This is a genomic window from Halostagnicola sp. A-GB9-2 (assembly GCF_030068615.1).
Classification (GTDB): domain Archaea; phylum Halobacteriota; class Halobacteria; order Halobacteriales; family Natrialbaceae; genus Halostagnicola.
Map to the genome: position 1 here is coordinate 114,986 of NZ_JASJOC010000003.1, position 22,514 is coordinate 137,499.

The 22,514-nt window shown below is 61.1% G+C and carries 25 protein-coding genes; 14 read left to right on the forward strand and 11 right to left on the reverse strand.

Annotation, left to right across the window (positions count from 1 at the left end; genetic code table 11):
• Positions 1-45: 45 nt before the first annotated feature.
• The 3 genes from QNM96_RS09025 to QNM96_RS09035 all read right to left on the reverse strand — a co-directional run bounded on the left by QNM96_RS09025 (position 46) and on the right by QNM96_RS09035 (position 2,632).
• Positions 46-1,068 carry a DUF5787 family protein gene (locus tag QNM96_RS09025; protein WP_283835825.1) on the reverse strand — a complete coding sequence of 341 codons (1,023 nt, stop codon included), beginning with the start codon at positions 1,066-1,068 and terminating at the stop codon, positions 46-48.
• A gap of 83 nt (positions 1,069-1,151) precedes the next feature.
• The gene (locus QNM96_RS09030) at positions 1,152-1,547 is read right to left on the reverse strand and encodes a hypothetical protein (RefSeq protein ID WP_283835827.1); all 396 of its coding nucleotides are present in this window, start codon (positions 1,545-1,547) and stop codon (positions 1,152-1,154) included.
• Between the two features lie 137 nt (positions 1,548-1,684).
• The gene (locus QNM96_RS09035; protein WP_283835829.1) at positions 1,685-2,632 is read right to left on the reverse strand and encodes a helix-turn-helix domain-containing protein; all 948 of its coding nucleotides are present in this window, start codon (positions 2,630-2,632) and stop codon (positions 1,685-1,687) included.
• Positions 2,633-2,876: 244 nt separating this feature from the next.
• Here QNM96_RS09035 and QNM96_RS09040 point away from each other — a divergent pair, with 244 nt between their 5' ends.
• From QNM96_RS09040 to QNM96_RS09080, 9 genes are all read left to right on the forward strand, one after another.
• On the forward strand, positions 2,877-4,109 hold the full coding sequence (locus QNM96_RS09040) for a translation initiation factor IF-2 subunit gamma (RefSeq protein WP_283835830.1): 1,233 nt from the start codon (positions 2,877-2,879) through the stop codon (positions 4,107-4,109).
• Positions 4,110-4,115: 6 nt separating this feature from the next.
• Positions 4,116-4,502 carry a DUF188 domain-containing protein gene (locus tag QNM96_RS09045; protein WP_283835831.1) on the forward strand — a complete coding sequence of 129 codons (387 nt, stop codon included), beginning with the start codon at positions 4,116-4,118 and terminating at the stop codon, positions 4,500-4,502.
• A complete protein-coding gene (locus QNM96_RS09050; protein WP_283835832.1) occupies positions 4,503-5,075 on the forward strand; it encodes a DNA-directed RNA polymerase in 573 nt (190 codons plus the stop codon). It abuts the gene before it with no gap.
• 2 nt (positions 5,076-5,077) lie between these two features.
• Positions 5,078-5,275: a transcription elongation factor subunit Spt4 gene (gene spt4, locus QNM96_RS09055; RefSeq protein ID WP_283835834.1), complete on the forward strand. Its 198-nt coding sequence runs from the start codon at positions 5,078-5,080 to the stop codon at positions 5,273-5,275.
• Positions 5,276-5,287: 12 nt separating this feature from the next.
• Positions 5,288-5,938: a GTP-dependent dephospho-CoA kinase family protein gene (locus tag QNM96_RS09060; RefSeq protein ID WP_283835835.1), complete on the forward strand. Its 651-nt coding sequence runs from the start codon at positions 5,288-5,290 to the stop codon at positions 5,936-5,938.
• Positions 5,939-6,024: 86 nt separating this feature from the next.
• Positions 6,025-7,116 carry a geranylgeranyl reductase family protein gene (locus QNM96_RS09065; protein WP_283835836.1) on the forward strand — a complete coding sequence of 364 codons (1,092 nt, stop codon included), beginning with the start codon at positions 6,025-6,027 and terminating at the stop codon, positions 7,114-7,116.
• Positions 7,117-7,724: 608 nt separating this feature from the next.
• Entirely contained in the window at positions 7,725-8,108 is a 384-nt protein-coding gene (locus tag QNM96_RS09070; protein WP_283835837.1) for a metalloregulator ArsR/SmtB family transcription factor, read from the forward strand.
• 1 nt (position 8,109) lies between these two features.
• On the forward strand, positions 8,110-9,066 hold the full coding sequence (locus QNM96_RS09075) for a permease (protein ID WP_283835838.1): 957 nt from the start codon (positions 8,110-8,112) through the stop codon (positions 9,064-9,066).
• A gap of 84 nt (positions 9,067-9,150) precedes the next feature.
• A complete protein-coding gene (locus QNM96_RS09080; protein ID WP_283835839.1) occupies positions 9,151-10,041 on the forward strand; it encodes an arsenite methyltransferase in 891 nt (296 codons plus the stop codon).
• Between the two features lie 144 nt (positions 10,042-10,185).
• Here QNM96_RS09080 and QNM96_RS09085 read toward each other — a convergent pair whose 3' ends face one another.
• A complete protein-coding gene (locus tag QNM96_RS09085) occupies positions 10,186-10,596 on the reverse strand; it encodes a hypothetical protein (protein ID WP_283835841.1) in 411 nt (136 codons plus the stop codon).
• A gap of 156 nt (positions 10,597-10,752) precedes the next feature.
• Here QNM96_RS09085 and QNM96_RS09090 point away from each other — a divergent pair, with 156 nt between their 5' ends.
• A complete protein-coding gene (locus tag QNM96_RS09090) occupies positions 10,753-11,226 on the forward strand; it encodes a hypothetical protein (protein WP_283835843.1) in 474 nt (157 codons plus the stop codon).
• A gap of 13 nt (positions 11,227-11,239) precedes the next feature.
• On the opposite strand, the gene QNM96_RS09095 is transcribed toward QNM96_RS09090, so the two are convergent.
• From QNM96_RS09095 to QNM96_RS09105, 3 genes are all read right to left on the reverse strand, one after another.
• Entirely contained in the window at positions 11,240-11,701 is a 462-nt protein-coding gene (locus QNM96_RS09095; RefSeq protein ID WP_283835845.1) for a hypothetical protein, read from the reverse strand.
• Between the two features lie 68 nt (positions 11,702-11,769).
• Positions 11,770-12,903 (reverse strand): aminomethyltransferase family protein, encoded by a 1,134-nt coding sequence (locus QNM96_RS09100; RefSeq protein ID WP_283835846.1) that lies wholly within the window; start codon positions 12,901-12,903, stop codon positions 11,770-11,772.
• Positions 12,904-13,013: 110 nt separating this feature from the next.
• Entirely contained in the window at positions 13,014-13,313 is a 300-nt protein-coding gene (locus QNM96_RS09105) for a DUF6432 family protein (RefSeq protein WP_283835847.1), read from the reverse strand.
• A 227-nt stretch (positions 13,314-13,540) separates the two neighbouring features.
• Here QNM96_RS09105 and QNM96_RS09110 point away from each other — a divergent pair, with 227 nt between their 5' ends.
• The 3 genes from QNM96_RS09110 (at position 13,541) to QNM96_RS09120 (ending at position 15,595) form a co-directional block, all read left to right on the forward strand.
• On the forward strand, positions 13,541-14,599 hold the full coding sequence (locus QNM96_RS09110) for a hypothetical protein (protein WP_283835848.1): 1,059 nt from the start codon (positions 13,541-13,543) through the stop codon (positions 14,597-14,599).
• A gap of 246 nt (positions 14,600-14,845) precedes the next feature.
• Positions 14,846-15,229, forward strand: a complete 384-nt coding sequence (locus QNM96_RS09115; RefSeq protein ID WP_283835849.1) for a DUF5611 family protein — start codon at positions 14,846-14,848, stop codon at positions 15,227-15,229.
• 177 nt (positions 15,230-15,406) lie between these two features.
• The gene (locus QNM96_RS09120; protein ID WP_283835850.1) at positions 15,407-15,595 is read left to right on the forward strand and encodes a hypothetical protein; all 189 of its coding nucleotides are present in this window, start codon (positions 15,407-15,409) and stop codon (positions 15,593-15,595) included.
• A gap of 32 nt (positions 15,596-15,627) precedes the next feature.
• Here QNM96_RS09120 and QNM96_RS09125 read toward each other — a convergent pair whose 3' ends face one another.
• Positions 15,628-17,157: a heme-binding protein gene (locus tag QNM96_RS09125; protein WP_283835851.1), complete on the reverse strand. Its 1,530-nt coding sequence runs from the start codon at positions 17,155-17,157 to the stop codon at positions 15,628-15,630.
• A gap of 137 nt (positions 17,158-17,294) precedes the next feature.
• Between QNM96_RS09125 and QNM96_RS09130 the strand changes: the two genes are divergently transcribed.
• Positions 17,295-17,822: a PadR family transcriptional regulator gene (locus QNM96_RS09130; RefSeq protein WP_283835852.1), complete on the forward strand. Its 528-nt coding sequence runs from the start codon at positions 17,295-17,297 to the stop codon at positions 17,820-17,822.
• Between the two features lie 255 nt (positions 17,823-18,077).
• Here QNM96_RS09130 and QNM96_RS09135 read toward each other — a convergent pair whose 3' ends face one another.
• The 3 genes from QNM96_RS09135 to pyrH form a co-directional block, all read right to left on the reverse strand.
• Positions 18,078-19,922, reverse strand: coding sequence for a site-2 protease family protein (locus QNM96_RS09135; RefSeq protein ID WP_283835853.1), 1,845 nt, complete (start codon positions 19,920-19,922; stop codon positions 18,078-18,080).
• A gap of 76 nt (positions 19,923-19,998) precedes the next feature.
• Complete coding sequence (gene lysS, locus QNM96_RS09140) at positions 19,999-21,708, reverse strand: lysine--tRNA ligase (RefSeq protein ID WP_283835855.1); 1,710 nt, start codon at positions 21,706-21,708, stop codon at positions 19,999-20,001.
• On the reverse strand, positions 21,705-22,430 hold the full coding sequence (pyrH, locus tag QNM96_RS09145) for a UMP kinase (protein ID WP_283835857.1): 726 nt from the start codon (positions 22,428-22,430) through the stop codon (positions 21,705-21,707). The genes lysS and pyrH overlap by 4 nt, the downstream gene beginning before the upstream one ends.
• Positions 22,431-22,514: the final 84 nt, after the last annotated feature.

Genomic DNA, 22,514 nt, shown 5'->3' on the forward strand with positions numbered 1-22,514 from the left:
GTGCTGGTCTCGGAGCGACGACGGGGCTCGAGTGACGCGACCCGATCAGCCGAACTGATCTAGTCCCGACTGCCGTCGGCGCTCGCCGCTCGGCTCGCGCCGCCACGGCGTTCGGCGGTCGCGTTCGGCCTCGAGATCGATTTCCAGGCCGCTCGCCGGATCGTGACCCGCACACGAAGCGCCGCACTCCGACTCGGCGTCGACGATTCGCCCCTTCCAAGAACAGAACGGGAGCGGCGTCGAAAACTCTTCGCCGGACGGCTCGCAGGCTTCGCAGTCGGGAAACCGGAACGTCCGCCACCCCTTTCCGAACGCGCGCTCCGCGATTCGCCGCCGCGTCCGGGCTTTCCGCTCGGGCGAGACGACCGCCACGTCGGTGTGGCCCGGGTGGTACTCGAGCGGTTCGATTCCCGACTCGTCCGTCGAGAGTGACATCGGTTCGCGGACTACTTCGATCTCGAGCTTGCGGTTTCCGACGCCATCGCTCGTATCTCCCCTCGAGACGCGCCAGACGCCGATCTCCCCGGGAATCCGGTTCAGGTGCGCGCCGGTGACGTAGCTCTCCGTTGCGAGGATCGCTTCGTCCACGAGCCCGAGACTCGCGTCGGTCCGGAGCTGGGCCTCGAGGTCGCCGGGCGTTCCGAGATCCGGCTTGTTCTCGATGCCGACGATTCGTGAGTACCAGTCGGGATAGCGCGCGACCTGCCGGACGTACTCGCGGCCGTTTCGCAGTTCGGATTCGAAAAAGTCAATCTTGAGGGCGCGTTCGAGCGCGCTTTTCGCCCGCTCTGGGTGACAGTCGTCGGCGAAGGCGTCCTTCCAGTAACGGGCCGTTCCCGGACCCACGTCGGCCTCAATGGCGGCGTCAGGGATCGTCTCGCCCGTCAGCGCCAGCCGCTGGTCGAACTCCGGCCCCGGCTCGACGCAGACGATATCGAGGATCCGCCCGCCCGGCTCGGCGACGGCTCCGCCGAGCTGTCGGGCCACAATGGCGTTGCTAGATGCCCCCGGTCGGCCGGATGACTCGAGGTGGGCACACAGTTCGAGCTCGAACGCGAACTCAGACACGATAGAACAGAGCGAACGGATCGACAAAAGCTGTCGGAATCTACCGGTCCGACGGCCGCGTATGCGCTGAGACGGGTTCCGCTTCAGATTCGACCTCGTTGCCGATTCGCGAGGTTCCCCTCGTTCTCAGCGCAACGGTTCTCTTGCTGGTTCGTTTGACGGTCCTCGAGACCCGTCGACAGTGTTCCTGTAAACGCACGGACGAGCACCCGTCCCGCGATCGGAACGCCGACGAGAACGACGAATCCGGTAGCTAACGCGGCCGAATATACGGCCGGTGCCGGCCCGTCAGCGACGGCGATGGTGGTTAAGACACTGGCGAGGACGACGAGCAGGAGAGCGGTGGTCACGATACTATGGAACAACTCGGCGAACACGCTTCGAGACGTGGTCGGTTCGACGGGATCTGGTGCTGAACGGGGGAACATGACTCGAAGTGGCTCCTCGAGTAGGCGAACGCTCCGGCCGAGAATAAGCATAATCTGAAAAACATTTTTGTAAGGTGCTGGACTGAAAATCGGTTGCGTAGCGGCGGGAAAACAGGGAACCGAGGAAAACGACGACATCGCTTGAGCGGGTGTACAGTGGGTTCTGCTATGGACGTCTCTCCGGGTCGTTATTCGACTACCGTCTCGAGGACGTCCAGATCGTCGTCGAGCGTGATCCGGAGGCGGTCCTCGGCCAGCGGAATGTCGACCTCGAGTCGGTACGGATCGCGCTCGAGAACCGTGGTTTGCTGGTCGGAGACACACCACGGTAGCGTCCAGTACGGACGTTCATCGAGCGAGACGCCCCGCTCGCGGTGGAAGCTGACGACCGCTGAGTGATCGAGCAGTTGCAGTCCGACGGCCGAACACAGGCTGTGGCCACACTGCTGGCAGTCGTGGTCGACGCGGACGCCGGCACCCAGACAGCACTCGCCGTCGGCGTCCTCGACGATGGTCGACTCCGTTCGGCCGTTACACTCCGGACACACCCCGTCGGCCGCCAGACAGTGCAGATGCCGAACCCGCTGGTCGAACGCCTCGGCCACCTCCTCGAGTGTGCGGTCGTTCAATCCGCCGGGCGGGAATGAGTACTCGCCGTGGCGCTGGCCGCAGTCGGTGCACTCGATGGCTAACTGCTCGTCGACGTACTCGGCTTGTAGCGGACCGCCGCAGGTGACACACCCGCCCTGGACGGGAAACGGCTCGATCGTCGGCGTTTCGGTAAACGAGCCGGCGATAACCGACCGCACGACTTTCTCGCCGGCGTGTTTGAACTCGTAGCCGCTGTTCGCGGTCGAGGCGGAGGCGCCGTCAAGCGAGCCCTCAACGTTTCTGATGAAGTGACCGGTCAGCTTCTGAAGGTGGTAGTTGAACTGCGCGGAATCGCGCATCCCGACCTCGCGCCTGAGTTCGGAGAACGAGACGGGCCGTTCGCCGGCGGCCCACAGCGCCTCGAGGATCGCTAGGCGCGTTTCGTTTCCGATCAGCGCAAACGCGTCGGCGGGATCCAGGCAGTCGGTACACTCGAGGATCCCCTCGGAATCCCCTGATTGTAACGATGCGTTTGATCGACTCATGGGGTTAATTCACGCGGCCGACTGACAAAGCCATTCCCTTGGCCGAATTTTTGTAGCCTTTCTAACTTATTTGACCGGTCCGCCTGAACCGTCCACGAAATACAGCCGCAAATACGTGCGGACGAACTACCAGTTGGGGTGACCAATAGCCACTCGAGTACGTTTCCGGCGGGGAATTCGCTCCTAGAACAGTAGGTTTATCAAGCGCACACGGGAAGTCATATTCAAGATTACTCATCGTCTTATGGCAGGAAATCAACAACCGGAGGTGAACATCGGGCTCGTCGGCCACGTCGACCACGGCAAGACGACGCTGGTACAGGCGCTCAGCGGCTCGTGGACGGACCAACACAGCGAGGAGATGAAACGCGGGATCTCCATCAGACTGGGCTATGCGGACGCGACGTTCCGTACGTGTCCCGGAATGGACGAACCCGAGTGTTACACCGTCGAAGAGGAGTGTCCAGACGGCTCCGAAAGCGAACCGCTCCGGACCGTTTCGTTCGTCGATGCGCCGGGTCACGAGACCCTGATGGCAACGATGCTTTCGGGAGCATCGCTGATGGACGGTGCGGTGTTGGTGGTCAGCGCCAACGAACCCGTCCCACAGCCCCAGACCGAAGAACACCTGATGGCGCTGGATCTCATCGGCATCGAGAACATCGTCATCGCACAGAACAAGGTTGACCTCGTCGACGGCGAGACGGCTCGAAACAACTTCGAACAGATTCAAGAGTTCGTCGAAGGGACCGTCGCCGAAGACGCTCCCGTCGTCCCCGTCAGCGCGGGACAGGACGTGAACATGGATCTGCTCATCGGCGCTATCGAGGAGGAGATCCCGACGCCCGACCGTGATCCGGGAACCGATGCTCGGCTCCACGTCGCCCGCAGCTTCGACATCAACAAGCCGGGAACGACCTTCGAAGATCTGGCCGGCGGCGTCCTCGGCGGCAGTCTGGTCGCCGGAGACCTCGAGGTCGAGGACGATCTCGAGGTCAAACCCGGCCGCGAGGTCGAAGAGGGTGGCCAGAGCGAGTACGTGCCGATCGAAACAACGATCCGATCGCTGCAGGCGGGCGGCGAAAACGTCGATACCGTCACGCCCGGCGGCCTGCTTGGCGTCGGAACCGGTCTCGACCCGTCCCTGACGAAAGGTGACGCCCTGGCCGGGCAGATGGCCGGTCCTCCCGGGACCCTTCCGCCGACGTGGGAGAAGTTCACGATGGACGTGGATCTGCTCGAGCGCGTCGTCGGCGTCGACGGCGGCGAAACCGTCGACGAGATCAGTACGGGCGAACCCCTCATGATGACCGTCGGCACGTCGACAACCGTCGGTGCGGTCACGAGCGCGCGCGAGGGCGAGTGCGAGGTCAAGCTCAAACGTCCCGTCTGTGCGGACCCGGGTGCGAAAATCGCGATCAACCGCCGGATCGGCGCTCGATGGCGGCTGATCGGCCTCGGTACGTTGACGGAGTAAGTCACAATGAGTTCGCGGGTTGCCCTCGATACGAGTGCGTTGATGATGCCGGTCGAACTCGATGTGCGGTTGTTCGACGAACTCGATCGCCTGCTCGGCGAATTCGAGCCGACGGCGCCACAACCCGTCGTCGAAGAACTTCGACGCCTGTCGGAGAAAGGCGGCACGGAGGGCACTGCGGCGAACGTCGGCCACGACCTGGCGACCGATCGCTGTCTCGTAGTCGACACGGAGGAATCGTACGCAGACGACGCCCTGGTCGAACTTGCCCGCGAGGGCGCGGTCGACTACGTCGTCACGAACGACCGCCCGCTGCGCGACCGGGTGCTTGAGGCGAGTAGACCGGTAATTGCATTACGCGGGAGAAACAAGTTGGCAGTAACTCAACCATAGATGTACAAACGGGCTAGATTAACGGACACCGTAGAAGTACCGCCAGAGGAACTCGGCGACGTTTCGCCGCTCCTCGTCAAGCGACTGCTCCAGGACAAGCTGGAAGGACGAATGGACGAGGAAGTCGGAAGCGTCGTCTCTGTCACCGATGTTATCGATATCGGTGAGGGAACGGTTCTTCCGAACGAGCCGGGCGTCTACTACGAGGCCGAGTTCGACGCGATCACGTTCGACCCACAGATGCAGGAGGTCGTCGACGGCACCGTCGTCGAAGTCGTCGAGTTCGGTGCCTTCGTCGGCATCGGTCCCGTCGACGGACTCCTCCACGTCTCCCAGATCAGCGACGAGTATCTCGCGTTCGACGGGGAGAACCAGCAACTCGCCTCGAACGAGTCAAATCGCACGCTCGGCGTCGACGACGCCGTCCGCGCGCGAATCGTCACCAAGAGCATCGACGAGCGCAACCCGCGTGACTCGAAGATCGGCCTGACCGCGAAACAGCCCGGTCTCGGAAAACATGGCTGGCTCCAGGAAGATCGAGAGCAACGCGAAGAAGCCGCGGCGGGTGAATAACGATGGCATCGAATCGTCTCGTCTGTCGAGAGTGCCACCGTGTCAATGACGCCGACGCCGAAACCTGCGAAAGTTGTGCGTCGTCGTCGCTGACCGAGGATTGGGCGGGCTACGTTGTCATTGCCCACCCCGAGGAGAGCCAGATCGCAACAGAGATGCAGGTCACCGAATCCGGCGCGTACGCGCTCAAGGTTCGGTGACGCGGTAGGACCGTGACTCGAACTGGCCCGGATGGCGAAGACGACACGGAAACGGGCCATACCGCCGGTAATACCGGTGAGGAAGCCGAATCTCCTCCACCAACTGACGCCGATTCCTCGAGCGACGACCACTCCTCGCTCTCGCTCCCGGTCGACGCTCGAGGCGACCTGAAGGATCCGTTCGGGCCGATCGAGACCGACGCCGACGTGTTGCTGGCGTCCGTCTCGGGACCGCTCGTCGCCGTCGGCGATGTCGTTACGTATCACTTTTTGCAGGCTGGCCACCAGCCGGATGTCGCTCTCGTCGACGGCCGAACAAAACGAAGCGCCGTCGACGAAGAGATCGAACGCGCCGTCACCGACGGCGTCAACCTCGAGGTCGAGAACCCGCCGGGGGTCATCACCGAGGAACTCGTCGGCGCGCTAGTAGAGGCACTCGTGGCCGACGACCCCATCACGATCCTCGTCGACGGCGAGGAGGATCTCGCCGCGCTCCCTGCGATCGTCGCCGCACCCGCCGGCGCGAGCGTCGTCTACGGCCAGCCCGACGAGGGGATGGTCCACGTCCGCGTCGACGATGACGTTCGAAGTCGCGTTCGAGCGTTGCTCGAGCGCTTCGAGGGCGAGGGCGACGCGATATGGGCTCTCCTTGAAGATGCCTAATACGTCGATTGGGGTCCTAAAACATTGATTCAGATACTCAGCGAGAGTCGAGAAACTATTTATTCGGCGGCGTGAACGTGACGAACATGTACGATTTCGTCGTCGTCGGCGTCGGGCCGCCGGGAGCGCGCTTTGCCCGACGAGCAGCCAAGAACGGCCACGACGTGCTCGCCCTCGAGAAAGGATCGATCGGCGAGCCGCTGGCCTGTTCGGGACACGTCAGCACTGACGTCTGGAACTTTACCGGGGAGGGCGCTCGCGAGGAACTCCTCCAGAACGAGGTTCGGGGAGCGCGGTTTCACGTGCAAGGGCCAGGAAGCGACTCCTATCCCTTCTACAAAGACGAGGTCGTCTCGAACGTAATCGACCGCGTGGGGCTGGATCGTCACCTCGCCGAGCTCGCGCGGGACGCAGGCGCGGACGTCCGCGACGAACACACCGTAACTGCCGTTCGCGAGTCCGCAGACTCCGTCGAAATCGACGCGAAAGGCCCCGACGGCGAGCGGACGTTCGAGGCGAAGATGGTCGCCGGCTGCGACGGTCCGCGCTCGAGGGTTCGCGAGGCGCTGTCGCTCCCGGAACCGGACGAACTGCTCCACGGCGTGCTCGCGTTCTCGGACGAGGCCGACGACGAGGATTTCGTCGACGTTCACCTCACCGCGCCGCGATTTTTTGCGTGGCGGATTCCCCGAGGCGATGCCGGCGTCGAGTACGGCCTCGCCGCGCCGCCGGGCGTGCAGGTGAACAAACACTTCGAGGAACTCGTTGACGGCTACGAGGTCGACGTCTCTCACCGCTGTTCGGGGGCGATCCCGATCGGGCCGCCGGACCGGGTCACGACGCGTCGAGGCTTCCTGCTCGGCGACGCCGCCGGGCAGACGAAACCGTTCACCGGTGGCGGCATCCTTTATAGTATGACCTGTGCCGACCACGCCGCCCGTGAGATCGATCCCGACCGTCCGACCTCGCTCGCGGCCTACGAGCACACCTGGCGCGAGGAACTCGAGCGCGAACAGCGATTCGGCCACCTTATCCGTCGCGCTTACTCGCTTCCCGAACCCGTCCAGCGGATCGGGCTCACCGCTCTCTCGGGCGAAATCGGTGTTCACATGGACCGGCCGACATCGGCGTTCTCGCTCGAGCACGCACAGGCGATGGTCTCGAGTCTGCGACGGTGACCGGATAGGGGACGATTCTTCTCGGGTTGGGCTGCTCTCAGTTCTTGTACCGCCCCTCGAGCAGAGGTTCGGAAGGTGAGTAGCTACAGATCATTATATTTCTGTCATGGTGGGTCGTATATTTAATCACTCCAGTGGGAAGCAGTCCGGGGGACCACAAACCTGATCGCTATTTACTCCAGTAGGGAGTAGCGAGACTATTTTTGTAAAATCTCGCTGGACTCTTCAAACAGGTCGATAACTCGCTGTTCGATTTCATCGCGAATTTCATGCATGTAGTCTAGATTCTGTCTTTTGAGGTCATCAAGCGCCCACTCACGTCAACGTCGCTCTCGCTAAGTATTGTGCTGAAGCGTGACCATGCAAATCCTCTTCTCAACTGCGAGGCTAAACCTGTGCCACCATAACCTTCATATGAATCGAGAAAATACGATATGATGGTGATGGCTCAGAGTACCCTTAACCGAATCTGGAATCGTCTCGCAAACCGATACAGGCAGGATGAGGGGTCCGAATGTTGTGGAACGGCTATCGAAGAAGTCCAATCTGATTCGACAGAAACCGAGTCCGAAAGCTGTTGCAAATAACTCGGACCGAGAAAATCAAATATGTCTAAGACAGATTCGCTACCCGACGAAGCCTACAGCGCACTCGAACGGCTGTACGACGACCCAGAAGAACGAATCGCCACCTTACAGGATATCCGACCATCTGAACAAGATGTCGCCGGTCAGGAGACCGTCTTCAAGGCCCTCGGGAATGAGGATCGCCTCCGAATTCTGAGTGCACTCCGCGAATCCGAGTGCTGTGGTTGTGAGTTACAGATCGTGCTCGACGCACCCCAATCGACGGTCGCCACCCACCTCCGGAAGCTGAAAGAGGCAGGACTGGTCAAATCCCGGAAGAAGGGTAAGTGGAGCTATTATCGCATCGCCGATACCGCAGTCTTCGAACTGCTCGACCTCGCCCACGCCATTCAAGAGGACGTTTGAAATGCTTCCACCAGGCCTTACCAACGCACTCCTCGACTCGTGGGATTACTTTCTGCACCTCGCCGTCGTTCTCGTACCGCTGTTCATTGGGGCCTCCTTCCTCGTGGGCCTTGCACAGGAGTATCTCCCCCCAGAGAAGGTCGAACGCAAGCTCCATGGTCATGACGAAGGGACTGGCAACGTTGCTGCAGCTGGCTTCGGTGCGGTAACTCCGTTTTGTTCGTGTTCGACTGTCCCTATCCTCGCTGGTTTGTTGCAAGCAGGTGCGCCGCTTGGACTCGCGTTCTCGTTTCTACTTGCATCGCCCCTGGTCAACTGGATTGCAGTGGTTCTGCTTCTCGGCCTCTTCGGAATTGGGGTGACTGCCTACTACGTTACGATCACCTTCGTTGCCGCTGTCGTCGGTGGTATCATCATCGGACGGCTCGGATTAGTTGACCACGTCAAAGAGGTCCGCATTACGGATAGTACGAGTCAGGCCGTAGCGGACGGCGGGACCGTTGATTGCTGTGCCGGAGGGACAGCGAATGTAGAGCAGACGCATCGACAGCATTTCGAATTGGCCGCGCGTGAAGCGTGGTCGTTCTTCGTCGATACACTTCCATATCTTATACTCGGAATGACGATCGGTGCGCTGATTCACGGCGCCGTTCCGGTTGATCTGCTTCATACCGTCGTTGGTCCGGAGAACCCACTTGCCGTGCCGTTAGCGGCGTTGGCAGGTGCCCCGGTCTACATTAGCCTCAGCGGTATGCTTCCCATCGCCGCCTCGCTCAGCGAACAGGGGATTGCAATCGGGACCGTTCTTGCGTTCGTCATCGGTGGCGCAGGTGTGAGCATCCCGAATCTAATTCTCCTAAACAAGCTGTTCAAACGCCGGCTATTGCTCGTCTACGCTGGAACCGTCGTCACAATCGGTATTACCGTTGGCGTCGTGTTCAATCTCTTCATCGTCTGACATCCAAAATATGAGAGACCAACAGTCGACACAATTCTCGTCGCAGTGGGCTCCAAAAAAGTGACACCTACCCGACAAACAACAATGACTGAAAACACAACCGCTCCAGAAGAGTCGACTTTCACTGACGATGAACAGCACGAGACAGTCCGCGACCGATACGCGGAGGTGGCATCTGATGACACGGGCTGTTGCGAATCGAGTTCGAACGCTGATTGTAGCAGTAGCACGGAGTCACCAACAAGTGACGATACCGACACAGAGACACTAACTGGGTGCTGTACAAACGATGAAACATCAACAACATGGGCGGAACAAGTTGGGTATAGTTCTGAAGAGATCGAGTCGGTTCCGACTGATGCGAACCTCGGACTTGGGTGTGGCAATCCGACCGCTATCGCAAACCTGACCCAAGGGCAGACGGTTCTAGACCTCGGCTCCGGCGGAGGGTTCGACTGTTTCCTCGCTGCAAACGAGGTTAGCACGGATGGACACGTCATCGGAGTCGATATGACACCCGAGATGATCGAAAAAGCCCGTACAAATAGTGAGGAAAACGACACTGAAAACGTTGAATTCCGACTCGGTGAGATAGAACATCTCCCTGTTAGTGACGATACCATCGACGTCATCATCTCGAACTGCGTAATCAATCTCTCACCCGACAAGCGCCAAGTGTTTGAAGAGGCCTATCGAGTGCTTCGACCCGGCGGTAGGCTGGCTATCTCGGATGTCGTTTTGACGGCTAAACTCCCTGACGAGTTGCGTGCAGATCTCGACTCAATCGCGGAGTGCGTTGGCGGTGCAACACGAATTAGGGAATTAGAGGGTCTTCTCGAAGAGGCGGGATTCCAAGACGTCCAAATCGAACCTCAGGACGAAACCCAAGACTTCATCCGCGAGTGGGGTGACGACCGCGACTTAGACGAGGTGCTCGTTTCGGCGACTATCCGGGCACACAAACCGAGCAATTAGCCACTACGGTGGAATTTGCTCGTAACCCTTTCTGAATAAGTACCAGCGAGTAGCGATTCGAACTCGCTGTTTCCCCCTGTTCACCGCTCGAAAAACCGCCTGTTCTCGTTCGTAGATTCGTTATCCTTCGAACTTGTACGCAACTCACTCGTCCGGTTCGTCGGCCGCGCCGACCATCCCGCAGACGATGTTCTCGGGTTCGAGAATTTCCTCGCCCGACACGGCGTCCGGATCGAGCAGTAAAATCGTGTCCTCGGGCATCCCCTCTTCGACGCGAACCTCGTGGCCCAGCCGGTCCTCGAGATCCTCGGTGTCGTCGATGTCGGCCTCGTCGGTCTCGAACACCAGTTCCGCGTTGAGCGACGAAAGGACGAGCACGAGATCCTCCGTGTCGGTGTTTTCGACCGCGTACACCTCGAGCAGCGATTTGATCCCGTCGTAGCTCACCTCCTCGAGCGATCTGATCGTCACTCGTTCCGTGTCCGAACCCGCGGCGTCTTCGGACTGGGTTCGCATGCGTGCAGACAGCTCTTCGAAATCCGTACTCGAGTCCATACCGGATTGTTACCGTGTGGGACCAAGTCGCTATGCCTGGCCAGTACAGGCGGCCGACATTTCGTTCCCGAAATCTGGCTTCGAGATGCTATGCTGCCGCTTCCGTTCTGACAAAAGCTTTAAAGGTCGCTCTCGAACGTCTTCCAACTGAATATCATGAGGGATTATCTGTCGACGGCGGCCGTGCTGTCGGGCTCGCTGTTGCTGTTCGTTCCGTTGACTTTCCTGACGGTCCTCGCTGCGGCTGATACCCTCCGGATCGTCGCGGGTCTCGGCCCGATCCAGAACGGGTTCGTCCACGCGACGGTCCTGTTCTCGTCGTTGGTTCTCGGGTACGTCACCGCGATGGAGATCTGTCGGGTTCGTTTGCACGGGTTCTCGGAACTCCATAGGGGGACCCGTTCGCGGCAACTGGCCCGACACGGCGTGTTGGGCGTCGTCGCACTCGCTGCGGCCGTTGTCCTCGTTCGGATCCTGGTCGCCGCGATATCGTTCGGTTTCGCGAACAACGATCCGGCCGTTCTCGGTCTCGGCGTCGCGGGCGCACTGGCGCTCTCGTGGACCGCTCTCGGCTCCGTAAACGCGTTCCGCAGGGGAACTCGCCACATTCAAAACGAGGGCTCGAGGTAAACCGACCCTCGAGTTACTCCGCCGAGGAGCTCGCGTCCAGACCCACAAACGCGAGCGAAATGAGTGATCCGTTGATTCCGACGAGCGCCACGACGAGCAGCCCCAGAGGCGGTTCGCCGTCGGGCGAAAGGGCGACCAGAACGAGCGCCCCGACGCCGACCACGCCGAGTCCGAGCGCGAGGACGAGGTCGGACCACCTGTTCCACGATTCCTCGAGCGTCGGCTCGAGTCTCGCGAGCCACCACTCGCTCTCGGCGGCGTTCCCCTCGCTCGTTCTCGGTGTGATTCTGAACAGGCGGGAGATTCCCGCGGACCCTACGGCTCCGGCGAGCGAACCGATGCCGACGAGGAATAGGACGACCGCGGCGGGAATCGACAACACCCGGGCCTCGAGGAGCAAGTAAAGGAGGAGAAAAGAGAGGCCGGCGAATCCCGCCAGAAGACCTCGAAGCGCCCGAATAATCGAACTCCGCATACGTGGCGTGACGTACGATGTCGGTGATAGAAACTATTTGGTTACTCGACGACGGGGGAGCGTCGGGACTACTCGTAGACGGGCAACCGAGCAGATCGGTCGGACCCTTCGACGAACGGCAGCGTCGTTCGCTCTGCAGGGACTTCTTCCCCGTCCACTCGAACCGCCAGCCTCTCAGCCTCGAGTCCGTACTCGACGGTAGCGAGCGCGATCGGGTGCTCGAGCATCGGACTCGTCTCAGCGCGGGTGATCTCGCCGACTGCGTCGTCGCCGTCGAAGACGGCCGCGCCGCTCGAGGGAACCGTTCCGTCGCTGTCGCCGTCGTCGCTCTCGTCGGCGTTACCACCGCCATCTTTGAGCGAGAGCCCGATTAGCTGTGAACTCGGTCTGCCGCGGTTTTCGACCCTCGAGACGACCTCCTGGCCGACGAAACAGCCCTTCTCGTAGTCCACGGCGTGATCTAGCCCGAGAACGTTCGGAATGCGTCCCTCGAGTTCGGTCTCGAACAGCGGTGAACCGGCCTCTACCGTGAGCGTATCCCAGGTTCGGTAACCGAAGGGGGCCGCGTTCAACCCCTGATTTAGGAGGGTGTCGTAGACGGCCGCCGCGTCGTCGGCTCCGCAGATCACCTCGTAGCTCTCCTCGCCAGTGAGTGCGTCCGTTCGGATCACAGTTACGCCCTCGTCGCCCATCGATCCGCGCACGAAGGAGTAGCGTTCGTCGGGCGTCGACGATTTGTTCAACACGCTGGCGACCTTCTCGGTGGCTTTCGGGCCGTGAACGCCGAACGTCCCGTACTCGTCGGTCGCGACTCGAATCTCGACGTCCTGAATGAACACCTTCTCGGACCACTCCGATGCCAGTTCCTCGGCGAGATCCGGCGGGGTGAACAGAAGCAGTCGCTCGCCTGCGTTGTAGACGTAGAGTTCGACCTCGATTCCGCCCTGTGGATCGAGAACGAGTGCGTAGCAACCGTCACCGTTCTCGGTCGGAACGCGATTCGTAACGACGTTGTCGACGTACTCGACGCGGTCGTCTCCTTCGACGACGAGGACGCCGTAGGCGGACTCGATCAACCCGGCCGCGTTTCGAACGGCTCTGTGTGCTCGCTCCGGGCGACCGTAGTGTTCGACGATAGTTCGCCCCGCTCGGTCGCCAAACGTTGCCCCGTGATCCTCGTGTAGCGACTCGATGACACTCATACCGTGTTCGAAGAGCCAGACGATATCAGGCGTTTCGATCTCTCGAGTGATTCGTCCGTTCGCGCAGAGCCTCGAGTGGTTCGGCCGCCGTTCGAGTGACGCCTTGCTCGTTAGAACGGGAACCGCTCGCGAACCCAGTCGCGAAGTGACGCCCCCTCGTTCTCGTCGTCCGGTTCGTCGGGCACCACTTGATCGTCGGGTCTGATGACCGCACCGCGCCCGTCTCGCTCGACGACGATCAGATTATCGTCTTTGAGCGTCGCCAGCGCGTCCTCGAGGTCGTCTATTTCGACCGAAACGGCCGCGCGAAGCTCGAAGACGGTCATGCCGTCCTCGACATTGTTGACAAGCACGTCGAGTACCGCCACCTGCGTTCGCTCTCGGTCCCGGTACTCTCGCTTCGCTTTCATCCAGTGACGTATTTGTCGACCCGGGATTTGACGTTTGCCGTTCGACTGGGGGTCTAAACGCGGCTCGTTCTTTCGTTCGTTGACGTCTCTGCTGGAGTGTCGGCGTATTCACTGGATCAGAGGGCTCTCGATGCGCTTCTCGCGATATCGGCTAGCGACTGTCTAGCCGTCAACGAGTATACCACTTGCAGTACGTTTTTTATGCCGTGAATAGATACGATTGGATAATGGTACTGCGATGTTCGCTGCTCGGCCACAGTTACGGCGAGCCCGAAGTCGATCGCGAGCGTGAAGAACGGGGCAGCGAAGTCGTCCTCACTGTCACGGAGTTTCAAGCGTGTCAGCGCTGCGGTGAGCGAAACATCATCACTGAGAACACGGAAGTGACAAGCATCGTCCCTGATGAGACGCCTGCTCGCGCTTCGAACGCACCTGATGATTCCGACCAAGCGCCAGACCCTGCTCGTTCTACGCCGCCTGAACCGTCCGCCGAACAGGCTATGGGTATCGAGCCCGACTCGAGTGGTATCATGGATGCAGAGCGCGACGCTGAGCCCCTCGATGCCGAGGCCGCACCCGAGGACGCCGTCTCGGTCGATCAGACGCCGGCCGAGGCCGCTTCGGATGACGGCGCCGACGAAATCGACGTTCCGACGGACGAAAACGACGAGCCGATCGTCGACGACGGGGAAATCCTCGAGGACGACGGCGACGATGACGACCCGATTTCGGGCGATCGGCGCCACGGCGAGTGGCCCGACTCGGCGGACGTCGGCCCGCCCGTCGGAAGCGATACCGAACCCAGCGCCTGGCCCGACGACGAACAAGAGCGCGCACGGGCCGTAGCCGACGACGAAGACGTCGGCGACCGGCCATCGGAACTCGAGGAACAGCCCGATGACGACGCCGTAATCCTCGAGAGTGGGTCGGAGACGACGGCCGACTCGAGCGGCAAACAGTTCGACCACTCCATCGATGCGAGCGGCGAGCCGGCTGCTGAACCCGGTTCCGATCCAGAGCCCGCTGACGGCTCCGAGACGAGCGCCGTTCAGGTTGAGTCTGTCGCCGAGCCCGCCGCTGGCTCCCAGTCGTCGGGTCCCGAAACCGGTATCACCAGCGCAGAGAGCGCACCTGCTCCAGGAGAGAGTTCGATTCCAGACGGTGCGACTACGGAGTTTTTCTGTCCGCAGTGTCGCTTCGTTGCGCCGGGAGATAGCGGCTCGCTCCGAACCGGCGACATCTGCCCCGAGTGCAAGAAGGGCTACATCGGCGAGCGAACGGCGTAGTCGGCCCCCCGGACGCCGACTTACGCACGCTATCGGAATTCCGCCACACGCTGCATTGCTTCGTTCTGATTTTGCGCTTCCGGTCAGCAGGTGTCTATTGATATCCTCCCCGCGCTGAAGCTCGAGGTTTTCTCCTCGATTTTCCGTAACTTTTCGTTTACCCGAGCGGCGTCCATCTCCACCCCGTGACTTCGCCAGCCGGAGACTATGAAAAGAGGTAAACACTCCGCCGTATATCTCCAATTTATGAAGGAGTACAAGATGCGACGTGGTGAACACCTCGAGGATCGGATTCCGGATATGGAAGCCACGGTCGAGGAGTACTTCGGACCAATCACCGGCACAGAGGAGTTCAAAGGAAGCGATCTCTACGTTATCGCCGAGCCGGACAACCCCGTCTTCGAACGTATTATCGTCGGTGCAGTCGAGTACTCCGGCAAAAAGGACAAACTCGCTGTCGATTTCGTCGAACGCGATCCCACCGAACTCGGCCCCGACGAACTCGAGGCCGCTGGCGACGCCGTCGACGCGAAAAACGATTTCCTCCTCGAGGCGACCGCTCGAGACGCCAAGTCCCGACGCGACTCGCTAAAACGCTCCGTTGAGGACGACCCGGACCACGATTTATAGAGTCGGTTTCTTGTTCCGTTTCGATCCATTCACCGCCGAGAGCCTGCGGCTTCGCCCGTCGAAACAGTCGGTTCTGGAACTCGAGGGACGTTCGCCTCTTAGACTTGAGACGGCGTCTCGCGCTCCGGAACGTCTGCTTCGAAATAGCTAAAACGTTTTCACCGCAATCGCCCGCTAATGGAACTGCAGACGTTCATCTTTGCGACGGCAGTTGCACACCTCGGTTTCGCGATGTTCATCGTCGGTCACGCCTACTGGACCGATCAGGAGTCCGGCAACTGGCCGTATATCACGCTCGCGTTCGGACTTGCGGGGCTTGCAGGCTATTTCTTTTACGACGAACTCGAGGGGTCTGGCGGGATTTAACCCAAGGAGGGCGATCCGCAGGTTCGGCTGGATTATGCCAAGAAAACGTGACGCGGTCGATCCGCTAGGACGTCCCGCCCGAACTCGACAGTTTCAGCGAACGCGTCGCTTCGGAAGAACTCCATCGCGTCCTCGCGGGAATCCCAGCGGCTGGCGATGAACATATCGAGTTCGTTTTCGCGGTTGATCAGCAGATCCGTTTTCCGGTGGCCGTCCATATCGGCCAGCAGACCCGCGACGTCGTCGAACGTTTCGACGAAATCCTCCTGGTGCTCATCTTTCACCGTGTAGAACATTCCCATCGTTCCCCAGGAGTCTGACTCGTCGTCGCCGGCTTGTCGAACGATTTTGGGGAGGTCAGAGAGAAATCCGGCCGCCGTACTCGCCGCACGCTCGGTGTCCCAGAGACTCACAATAGCCGTTTCGGCGTCTTCGTCTTCGCTTTCGTAGACGGCCGTCTTCACGTGCGTGTCGTAGTGATCGAAATTCGTTCGCAGGCCGTCAACTTCCTCGAACAGTTCCTCGGGGCTGGCCGCCGAGTAGAGGACGACCGCGTGAACGTCCTCGCCGTGTGGCTGGCCGGCGTAGACGCCCACGTCCTCGAGTTCCTCTCGGATGTCCGCGTCGTCTTCGTCGTCGCGGCCGGAGCCGCCGCCGTGGTCGTGGTCGTGGTGGCCGTCTCCACCGGACCCGCCGTGATGTCCACCGGAACCGCCGTGGTGGCCGCCTTCGTCGCCGTGACCGCTTCCGTGTCCGTGACCCGAACTTGCGGCCTCCTGTGGCACGAACTCGCCCGAGAGGTACGCACCGAGGTTTTCGGGTGCGAACCGCCGACCGAAGAGGAATCGCCCGAACTCGCCGAATCGAGAACTCGAAGGATCGAATCGCATTTCATAGAGCAGTTCCTTGATATCGGTCGGATCGTCGCCGAAGAGCGTGATGCCCCACTCGTAGTCGTCGAGGCCGATACTCCCGGAAATGATCTGCGTGACCCGCCCGGCGTACTGCTTGCCGATATCGCCGTGGCCGGACATGTACTCGGCCCGCTCGTCGAAGGAGAGGTCGTACCAGTTCCACTCGTCGTCGCGGCGCTTGTCCATCGGATAGAAGTTCGCGTACTCGAAGTCCGGAATTTCGGGTTTGAGCCGCGATTCGATGTACCTGGCCATGCCGGTGTCCTCGACCTCGCTATCCTCCTCGAAGTACTCCTCGGACATGTAGCCCGAGACTTCGGTCACCGACACGTAGGAGTCGACCTGCTCGGTGAACTCAGCGAGGGCGGTGTGTTCGAACCGCCGCTCGAGCACGTCGATATCCGCGGGTGACGGCCGAAGATGCAAGAACATGAGGTCGGCCTTGTGGCCGAGGATCCCGTACGTCGCCGAGTCGCCTTCCTCGGCGTCCTCGAGTCGTTCGCACGCCGAAAGGTACTCGATTCCCTCCGTGATCGCCTGCTCGCGACGCCGTTGCGGTGCGTCTCGCCAGGCGTCCCAGTCGATCGACCGGAAGTCGTGAAAGACGTACCAGCCTTCCTCGGTCTGTGGCGGTCTGCGTCGTTCCATACGAGCGAGTTAGGCCGGGGTCGCTAAGAAGGACGGGGTTTTCGTCGCAGGGAGAGCGTAGCGCGGATATCCCGTCGCCGGCTGGCAGTTGCGCCGACCGAAACCATTTACGTTCGCCGATTTAAATCAGGGCGTATATGCGGAAAAGCGGTCCACCGAAAGGACTCATCGCCTATCTCGTTCTCGAACTGCTCGAGGAAAAGCCGCGATACGGCTACGAGATACTCAAAGAAATTCGCGACATCAGCGGCGGTCACTGGGAGCCGTCCTACGGCTCCGTCTACCCGATCCTGTACAAGTTCGAAGAGAAGGGGTGGACCGAGCGAATCGAGCGCGAGGACGAGCCCGACCGAAAGTACTTCGAACTCACCGATTCGGGGTACGAGGAACTCGAGGACAGGCGCGCGAGCGGCTCAGAGAAGGCTCGAGACTTCGCCGACGTCATCCTCGGCTTTTTCCACGTCTACGCGGCCTTCTCGACGGACGAGCGGTTCGAAATCCCGGATCTCGAGGGCGAGTGGCGCTTCGACGAGGAATTCAGCGCGTGGGTCGTCGAACAGGTCGTCCGCCATCACGAACATTACTTCGACAACGACTTCGAACGCATCGAGGACACGCCCGAGGAGTTTTACGAGCGCCACGACGTCGAGCACGACGACGAGTGATTGCGGACTAGTCGTTCGTCGTTGGTTTGCTCGAGTTCTTGTGGTAAGTATAGGCGGAGGTGTTACCGCTTGCACCCGCGACCGAACGCAGTGAGCGAGCGGGCCAAGGAGCCCTCGAAGCCGCGCCAACGGCGCGGCTGAGGGGTTGACGACGTGCTTTTCATCAACGTTTTGCCGAGTGCGGTCGCGAAGCGACCGCACGCAGAGCAAAAGGTTGGCAGGCGTAGTGAACACCAGCAAGCTATTGGACGCTTCTCAGGCCAGCATTCCGGGCGCGAATATCATTGCGAGGAAGCTGATCAGCATGGTGACGCCGACGATCGTCGTGACCATCCGAATCATCCCCCGAGTCGTCTCGATGGGCAACCGGGAAGCGACAGCTTCGGTGCTCGTTCGGAGGATGTGACCACCGTCGAGCGGGAACGCGGGAATGCAGTTGAAGAAGCCGAGTTGGACGTTGATCCAGCCGGTCCAGAACAACAGGTTCGCGATGATGAACACCGTCCCGTCGCCCAGTGCCGCCAGTGACCCCTGTACCTCATAGAAGTTCTCGACGCCGCCGGTGAATCCGGCGAAATTAAACGGCAACAGATCTGTGATCCCGATAATTGGGAGAAACAGGACCAGTACCATCTTTCCGAGGAACGAGTCCGTCATCCCGCCGAAGCTGTCGTCTCCGTCGCCACCGAGAATGGAGAGATACTCGCCGGCGGGGTAGTACTGAACCCCGAGGTCGTTCATCGAGATTCCTGAAACCTCCTCGATCGTGCTCTGTGCGCCGATGAGGCCGTAGTCCACGTCCGAACTTTCTCCGAGCGTCACGTCGTACTCGACGGGTTCGTCACCGGCGTATCCCGAAACGACGACCTCCTGACCGGGTTCGGTTCCCTCGAGGAACGTGTAGAGTTCTTCGGTCGACTGGATCGGCTCTCCGTCGATCTCGGTAACGATGAGCGGCTCGTCCGTCGGCGCACCCGCCTCTCCCACCGGCCCGTTCTGTGCGACTTCGATGGCCGCGCCGATCGGTACGTCCTCGAGGTCGATGATCTCGCCGTTATCACCGCGTTCGACCGTGAGCGTGACGGTTTCCTCGTCACCGACGGCGTCGAAGAAGGCGGCTTCCGTGCCGACGTCTTCGCCGTTGACCTCGAGAATCGTATCGCCAATGTTGACATCCGCTGGCCCGCCTTCGATCGCGACGGTGACGAGTAAGGATCGCTCGACGGTCGTCGTCTCCTCGTCGTTGAGTTCTACCTCGACCTCGTCGCTGTCGATTCCTGCGAGCAGTTCGTCGAGGTGGTCGTTCGATTCGACCTCGGTCCCGTCGATCGCGGTGATCCGGTCGTTCGCACCGATATCGGCGTTAGAGGCCGGTGAATCTGGTGCAGCTCCGGCAACCGATGCGCCGGGTGCGACGGCGATCGAGCCCGCGATCGGACCGAACAACAGGACGAAGACGACGATGGTGATCGCGAAGTTGTTCGTCACGCCGGCCGCGAACATCCGCGTCTGACCGCCGCGACTCGCGTTTTTCGAACTCTCCTGTTCGGGTTCGACGAACGCCCCGATCGGCAATAGTGCGAGCATCGCGACGCCCATCGATTCGATGTCGATATCCTCGACGCGACAGAGCAATCCGTGGCCACCTTCGTGGACGACGAGTCCGACGAGCAGACCGAAGACGATACCGGGAGTCGCAGAGAGCGGGAGGAAATCGTTGACACCGGGGATAACGAGGACGTTCCGCGGCGTCTGGATTCCCGACGGCTCCGGCGACAGGAGCGCGCCGACCGCCGCGAGCAGGAGGAAGACGAACATGCTCCCCATCACGACGATGGCGATGCCGACGCCGAAGTTCGCCCAGGCCCGCCAGAATCGCTTCGGGCCCGCTAACCAGTCCAGAAATGCCCGTCCACGCTTCGTGTGGATCGTCAGAATCGGTCCCTGCGCGCCGACGTACGACGGTAGCAGATCGCGCTTCCGAAGCGCGATGATCGCGAGCCAGTACGCCGCGAGACCGACGAGAATCCACGATAAGATCCCCGAGGTAAACATCTCGAGGAAAGCAGGTGATGTCGCTGTAAACGGACCGGACTCCATTATCACCCTATCAGGGAGGGGCTCTCAAATGGCTTTTGTCTACGAACGCTCCGAAATTCGACGGCCCACCGTCCCGTTACCGTTCGCGTCGAAGCCGGGCGACGACGAACTCCTGATCTACTTTCGCGAGAAACGGACCGAGCTTCGGTCCCTGTTCTTCGTCGAAAAAGAGCCTGTAGCCGGCCGAGAAGAACGATCCCATGTCGACGCCGTGGCGCTTTGCGGTCTCGTAGATCTCCTCTTGGATTTCGTCGGGTCCGTGTCCCTCCTCGATGAAATCCGCGAGTTCCTTGAGGGCCGTCTCGGTCGTCTCGTCGAAGTCGTGATCCGGAATCGCGCTGCGTTTGAGTTCGTAGTCGAACTCGTTCTCAGTTCGGCGCGCCCAGTTTCGGGCCTGCTCGACGCGATCGAGTGCGCCCTCGACGGCCCATTCTGGCGCGTCGTCGGGAATGTGTCCTTCGTGACGGGCGATCTCTTCGCGCAGGTCCGGGTCGTCGGTCATGCCAAGCACTGCGGCGAAGGTGTAGGGAAGCCGGATCCGTTCTTCGTCCGGTTCGTCGACGACGAGCGGGTAGACGCGCTCTGCGAACGCCTTCTCGTCTTCGCTCGCCTCGACCTCGTCGTAGTAGATCGATTCGAAGCGGTCGAACTCGTCGACGAGCAGATCGAGTCGCTCGACGCTGAAGTCCCGAGCCTTGATCGGGTCCTTCGCGAAGAAGTACCGGAGCACTTCGGGCTCGATCAGATCGAGCACGTCGGAAACCAGAATCACGTTTCCGGCGGAGGAGGAGAACGGTTCCCCGTCGAGCGTGAACCACTCGTAAACCATTGGAACCGGCGGTTCGATCCCGAGCACGTTCTCGGCGACGTCGATCCCGCTCGGCCAGGAGCCTTCGGCGTGGTCCTTCCCGAAGGGCTCGAAGTCGACACCCAGCGCCTGCCACTGGGCAGGCCACTCGAAGCGCCAAGGCATTTTCCCCTCGCGGAGCGTGGCGGTTCCCTCGTGGCCGCAGCCGTCGATCGTCTGGTCGCCGGCGTCCATATCCGTACAGCGGTAGTCGACGGTTCCGGCCTCGAGGTCGATCCCCGTCACCGTCTCGGTAATTTTCCCGCAGTCGGCACAGATTGGGTTGAACGGAACGTATTCGCCGTTCTCGTCTACTTTATCCTGATATTTCGAAAGTACTTCGCGCGCCGTATCCCGGTTCTCGAGGACGTGGCGAGTGATCTCCTCGAGATCACCGTTTTCGTACAGCTCGGTCGTCGAGACGAACTCGAGGGGTACGTCGACCGCTTCGGCGCTGTCTCTGATGATTTGTGAAAAGTGGTCGCCGTAGGAGTCACAACACTCGAAGGGGTCCGGAATGTCGGTGTAGGGCGCGCCGAGATTTCGACCGAGCGCGCCGGCGTTTACCTCGCCCAGGTCGACGAGGTTCCCCTCGAGGTCACAGAGCGTCCGCGGGAGTCCGCGAAGCGGGTCGCGGTCGTCGCCGGTGAACACTTGCGTGACGTCGTGGCCGCGTTCTCGGAGGACCTCGGCGACGTAGTAGCCGCGCATAATCTCGTTGACGTTCCCGAGGTGTGGAACGCCGGAGGGCGAGATTCCGCCCTTGATGACGACGGGCTCGTCCGGATTTCGGGCTTCGACTCTATCCGCAACGTCGTCCGCCCAGAAGGCGTGGTGGGTTTCGTTCCCGTCCTCGCGCTGGAGGGTGTACGGACTCTCCGAACCGGTCGTTTCGGTTTCGTCGATCCCGTCTTCGGGTGCGTCCGAATCGGGACTCATTGCTCGTCGCTCGCCCAGTAGGTCGGTTCCTCGCCCGCGCGTTCCGGAATAACGTCGGTTCCGTCGTGTTCTCCTCGGCGAACGGCTCGCGCGATTCGGTCCGGGTCGGTACCGTCGAGGACGATGGTTCGCATCCCCGAGCGCTCGATAATCTTCGCCGCCAGCAGGTCGACGGGTGCGGACGCTCCGGCGTTCATCTCGAGGCCGGCGATCACGTCGACGAGTTCGCTCGCGGTGAGTTCGTCGTACTTCGTCGCGTCCTCGGTCTCGTTAGGGTCGTCGCTGTAGACGCCGGGGACGCTGGTCGCGTAGATCAACAGGTCGGCGTCGACGTACTCCGCGAGGGCGGCTCCGACGGCGTCGGTCGTCTGTGCGGGTGCGACGCCCCCCATTATGCAGATATTCCCGCGGCGGAGCGCTTCGCTTGCTTGCTCGTAGTTCTGTGCCGGTGCGGTGACCGACTCCTCGCTGAGCGCGGCGATGAGCAATCGCGCGTTTAGCCGAGTGACATCGATCCCGAGCTGATCGAGTTCGATCTCGTTCGCGTCGAGTTCTCGAGCCGCGCCGATATAGTCCCGAGCGACGCCGCCGCCGCCGACGACGGCGCCAACGCGACACCCTTCCGAGACGAGGTTTTCGACGACGTCGGCGTGTTCTGCGACTCGAGCCGTACTCGGGTCGGGCACGAGAACGCTGCCACCGATAGAAACGACCACTTTCATACTACAGCGGTGTAGCGTGGTGGCGGGCTTAAGGATTATCAAGCCCGGCTCCGAGCGGGTGGGACTCTCTTTCACCGTACTCGT

What these genes read in the sequence shown, in the direction of transcription:
- QNM96_RS09045 (WP_283835831.1), top strand. Translation starts at nt 4,116, where the DNA reads ATGAGTTCGCGGGTTGCCCTCGATACGAGTGCGTTGATGATGCCGGTC.
- QNM96_RS09110 (WP_283835848.1), top strand. Translation starts at nt 13,541, where the DNA reads ATGGTACTGCGATGTTCGCTGCTCGGCCACAGTTACGGCGAGCCCGAA.
- lysS (WP_283835855.1), bottom strand. Translation starts at nt 21,708, where the DNA reads ATGAGTCCCGATTCGGACGCACCCGAAGACGGGATCGACGAAACCGAA.
- QNM96_RS09030 (WP_283835827.1), bottom strand. Translation starts at nt 1,547, where the DNA reads ATGCTTATTCTCGGCCGGAGCGTTCGCCTACTCGAGGAGCCACTTCGA.
- QNM96_RS09050 (WP_283835832.1), top strand. Translation starts at nt 4,503, where the DNA reads ATGTACAAACGGGCTAGATTAACGGACACCGTAGAAGTACCGCCAGAG.
- pyrH (WP_283835857.1), bottom strand. Translation starts at nt 22,430, where the DNA reads ATGAAAGTGGTCGTTTCTATCGGTGGCAGCGTTCTCGTGCCCGACCCG.
- QNM96_RS09130 (WP_283835852.1), top strand. Translation starts at nt 17,295, where the DNA reads ATGCGGAAAAGCGGTCCACCGAAAGGACTCATCGCCTATCTCGTTCTC.
- QNM96_RS09100 (WP_283835846.1), bottom strand. Translation starts at nt 12,903, where the DNA reads ATGAGTGTCATCGAGTCGCTACACGAGGATCACGGGGCAACGTTTGGC.
- QNM96_RS09115 (WP_283835849.1), top strand. Translation starts at nt 14,846, where the DNA reads ATGAAGGAGTACAAGATGCGACGTGGTGAACACCTCGAGGATCGGATT.
- QNM96_RS09105 (WP_283835847.1), bottom strand. Translation starts at nt 13,313, where the DNA reads ATGAAAGCGAAGCGAGAGTACCGGGACCGAGAGCGAACGCAGGTGGCG.
- QNM96_RS09040 (WP_283835830.1), top strand. Translation starts at nt 2,877, where the DNA reads ATGGCAGGAAATCAACAACCGGAGGTGAACATCGGGCTCGTCGGCCAC.
- QNM96_RS09070 (WP_283835837.1), top strand. Translation starts at nt 7,725, where the DNA reads ATGTCTAAGACAGATTCGCTACCCGACGAAGCCTACAGCGCACTCGAA.
- QNM96_RS09080 (WP_283835839.1), top strand. Translation starts at nt 9,151, where the DNA reads ATGACTGAAAACACAACCGCTCCAGAAGAGTCGACTTTCACTGACGAT.
- spt4 (WP_283835834.1), top strand. Translation starts at nt 5,078, where the DNA reads ATGGCATCGAATCGTCTCGTCTGTCGAGAGTGCCACCGTGTCAATGAC.
- QNM96_RS09095 (WP_283835845.1), bottom strand. Translation starts at nt 11,701, where the DNA reads ATGCGGAGTTCGATTATTCGGGCGCTTCGAGGTCTTCTGGCGGGATTC.
- QNM96_RS09085 (WP_283835841.1), bottom strand. Translation starts at nt 10,596, where the DNA reads ATGGACTCGAGTACGGATTTCGAAGAGCTGTCTGCACGCATGCGAACC.
- QNM96_RS09120 (WP_283835850.1), top strand. Translation starts at nt 15,407, where the DNA reads ATGGAACTGCAGACGTTCATCTTTGCGACGGCAGTTGCACACCTCGGT.
- QNM96_RS09035 (WP_283835829.1), bottom strand. Translation starts at nt 2,632, where the DNA reads ATGAGTCGATCAAACGCATCGTTACAATCAGGGGATTCCGAGGGGATC.
- QNM96_RS09090 (WP_283835843.1), top strand. Translation starts at nt 10,753, where the DNA reads ATGAGGGATTATCTGTCGACGGCGGCCGTGCTGTCGGGCTCGCTGTTG.
- QNM96_RS09075 (WP_283835838.1), top strand. Translation starts at nt 8,110, where the DNA reads ATGCTTCCACCAGGCCTTACCAACGCACTCCTCGACTCGTGGGATTAC.
- QNM96_RS09125 (WP_283835851.1), bottom strand. Translation starts at nt 17,157, where the DNA reads ATGGAACGACGCAGACCGCCACAGACCGAGGAAGGCTGGTACGTCTTT.
- QNM96_RS09135 (WP_283835853.1), bottom strand. Translation starts at nt 19,922, where the DNA reads ATGGAGTCCGGTCCGTTTACAGCGACATCACCTGCTTTCCTCGAGATG.
- QNM96_RS09065 (WP_283835836.1), top strand. Translation starts at nt 6,025, where the DNA reads ATGTACGATTTCGTCGTCGTCGGCGTCGGGCCGCCGGGAGCGCGCTTT.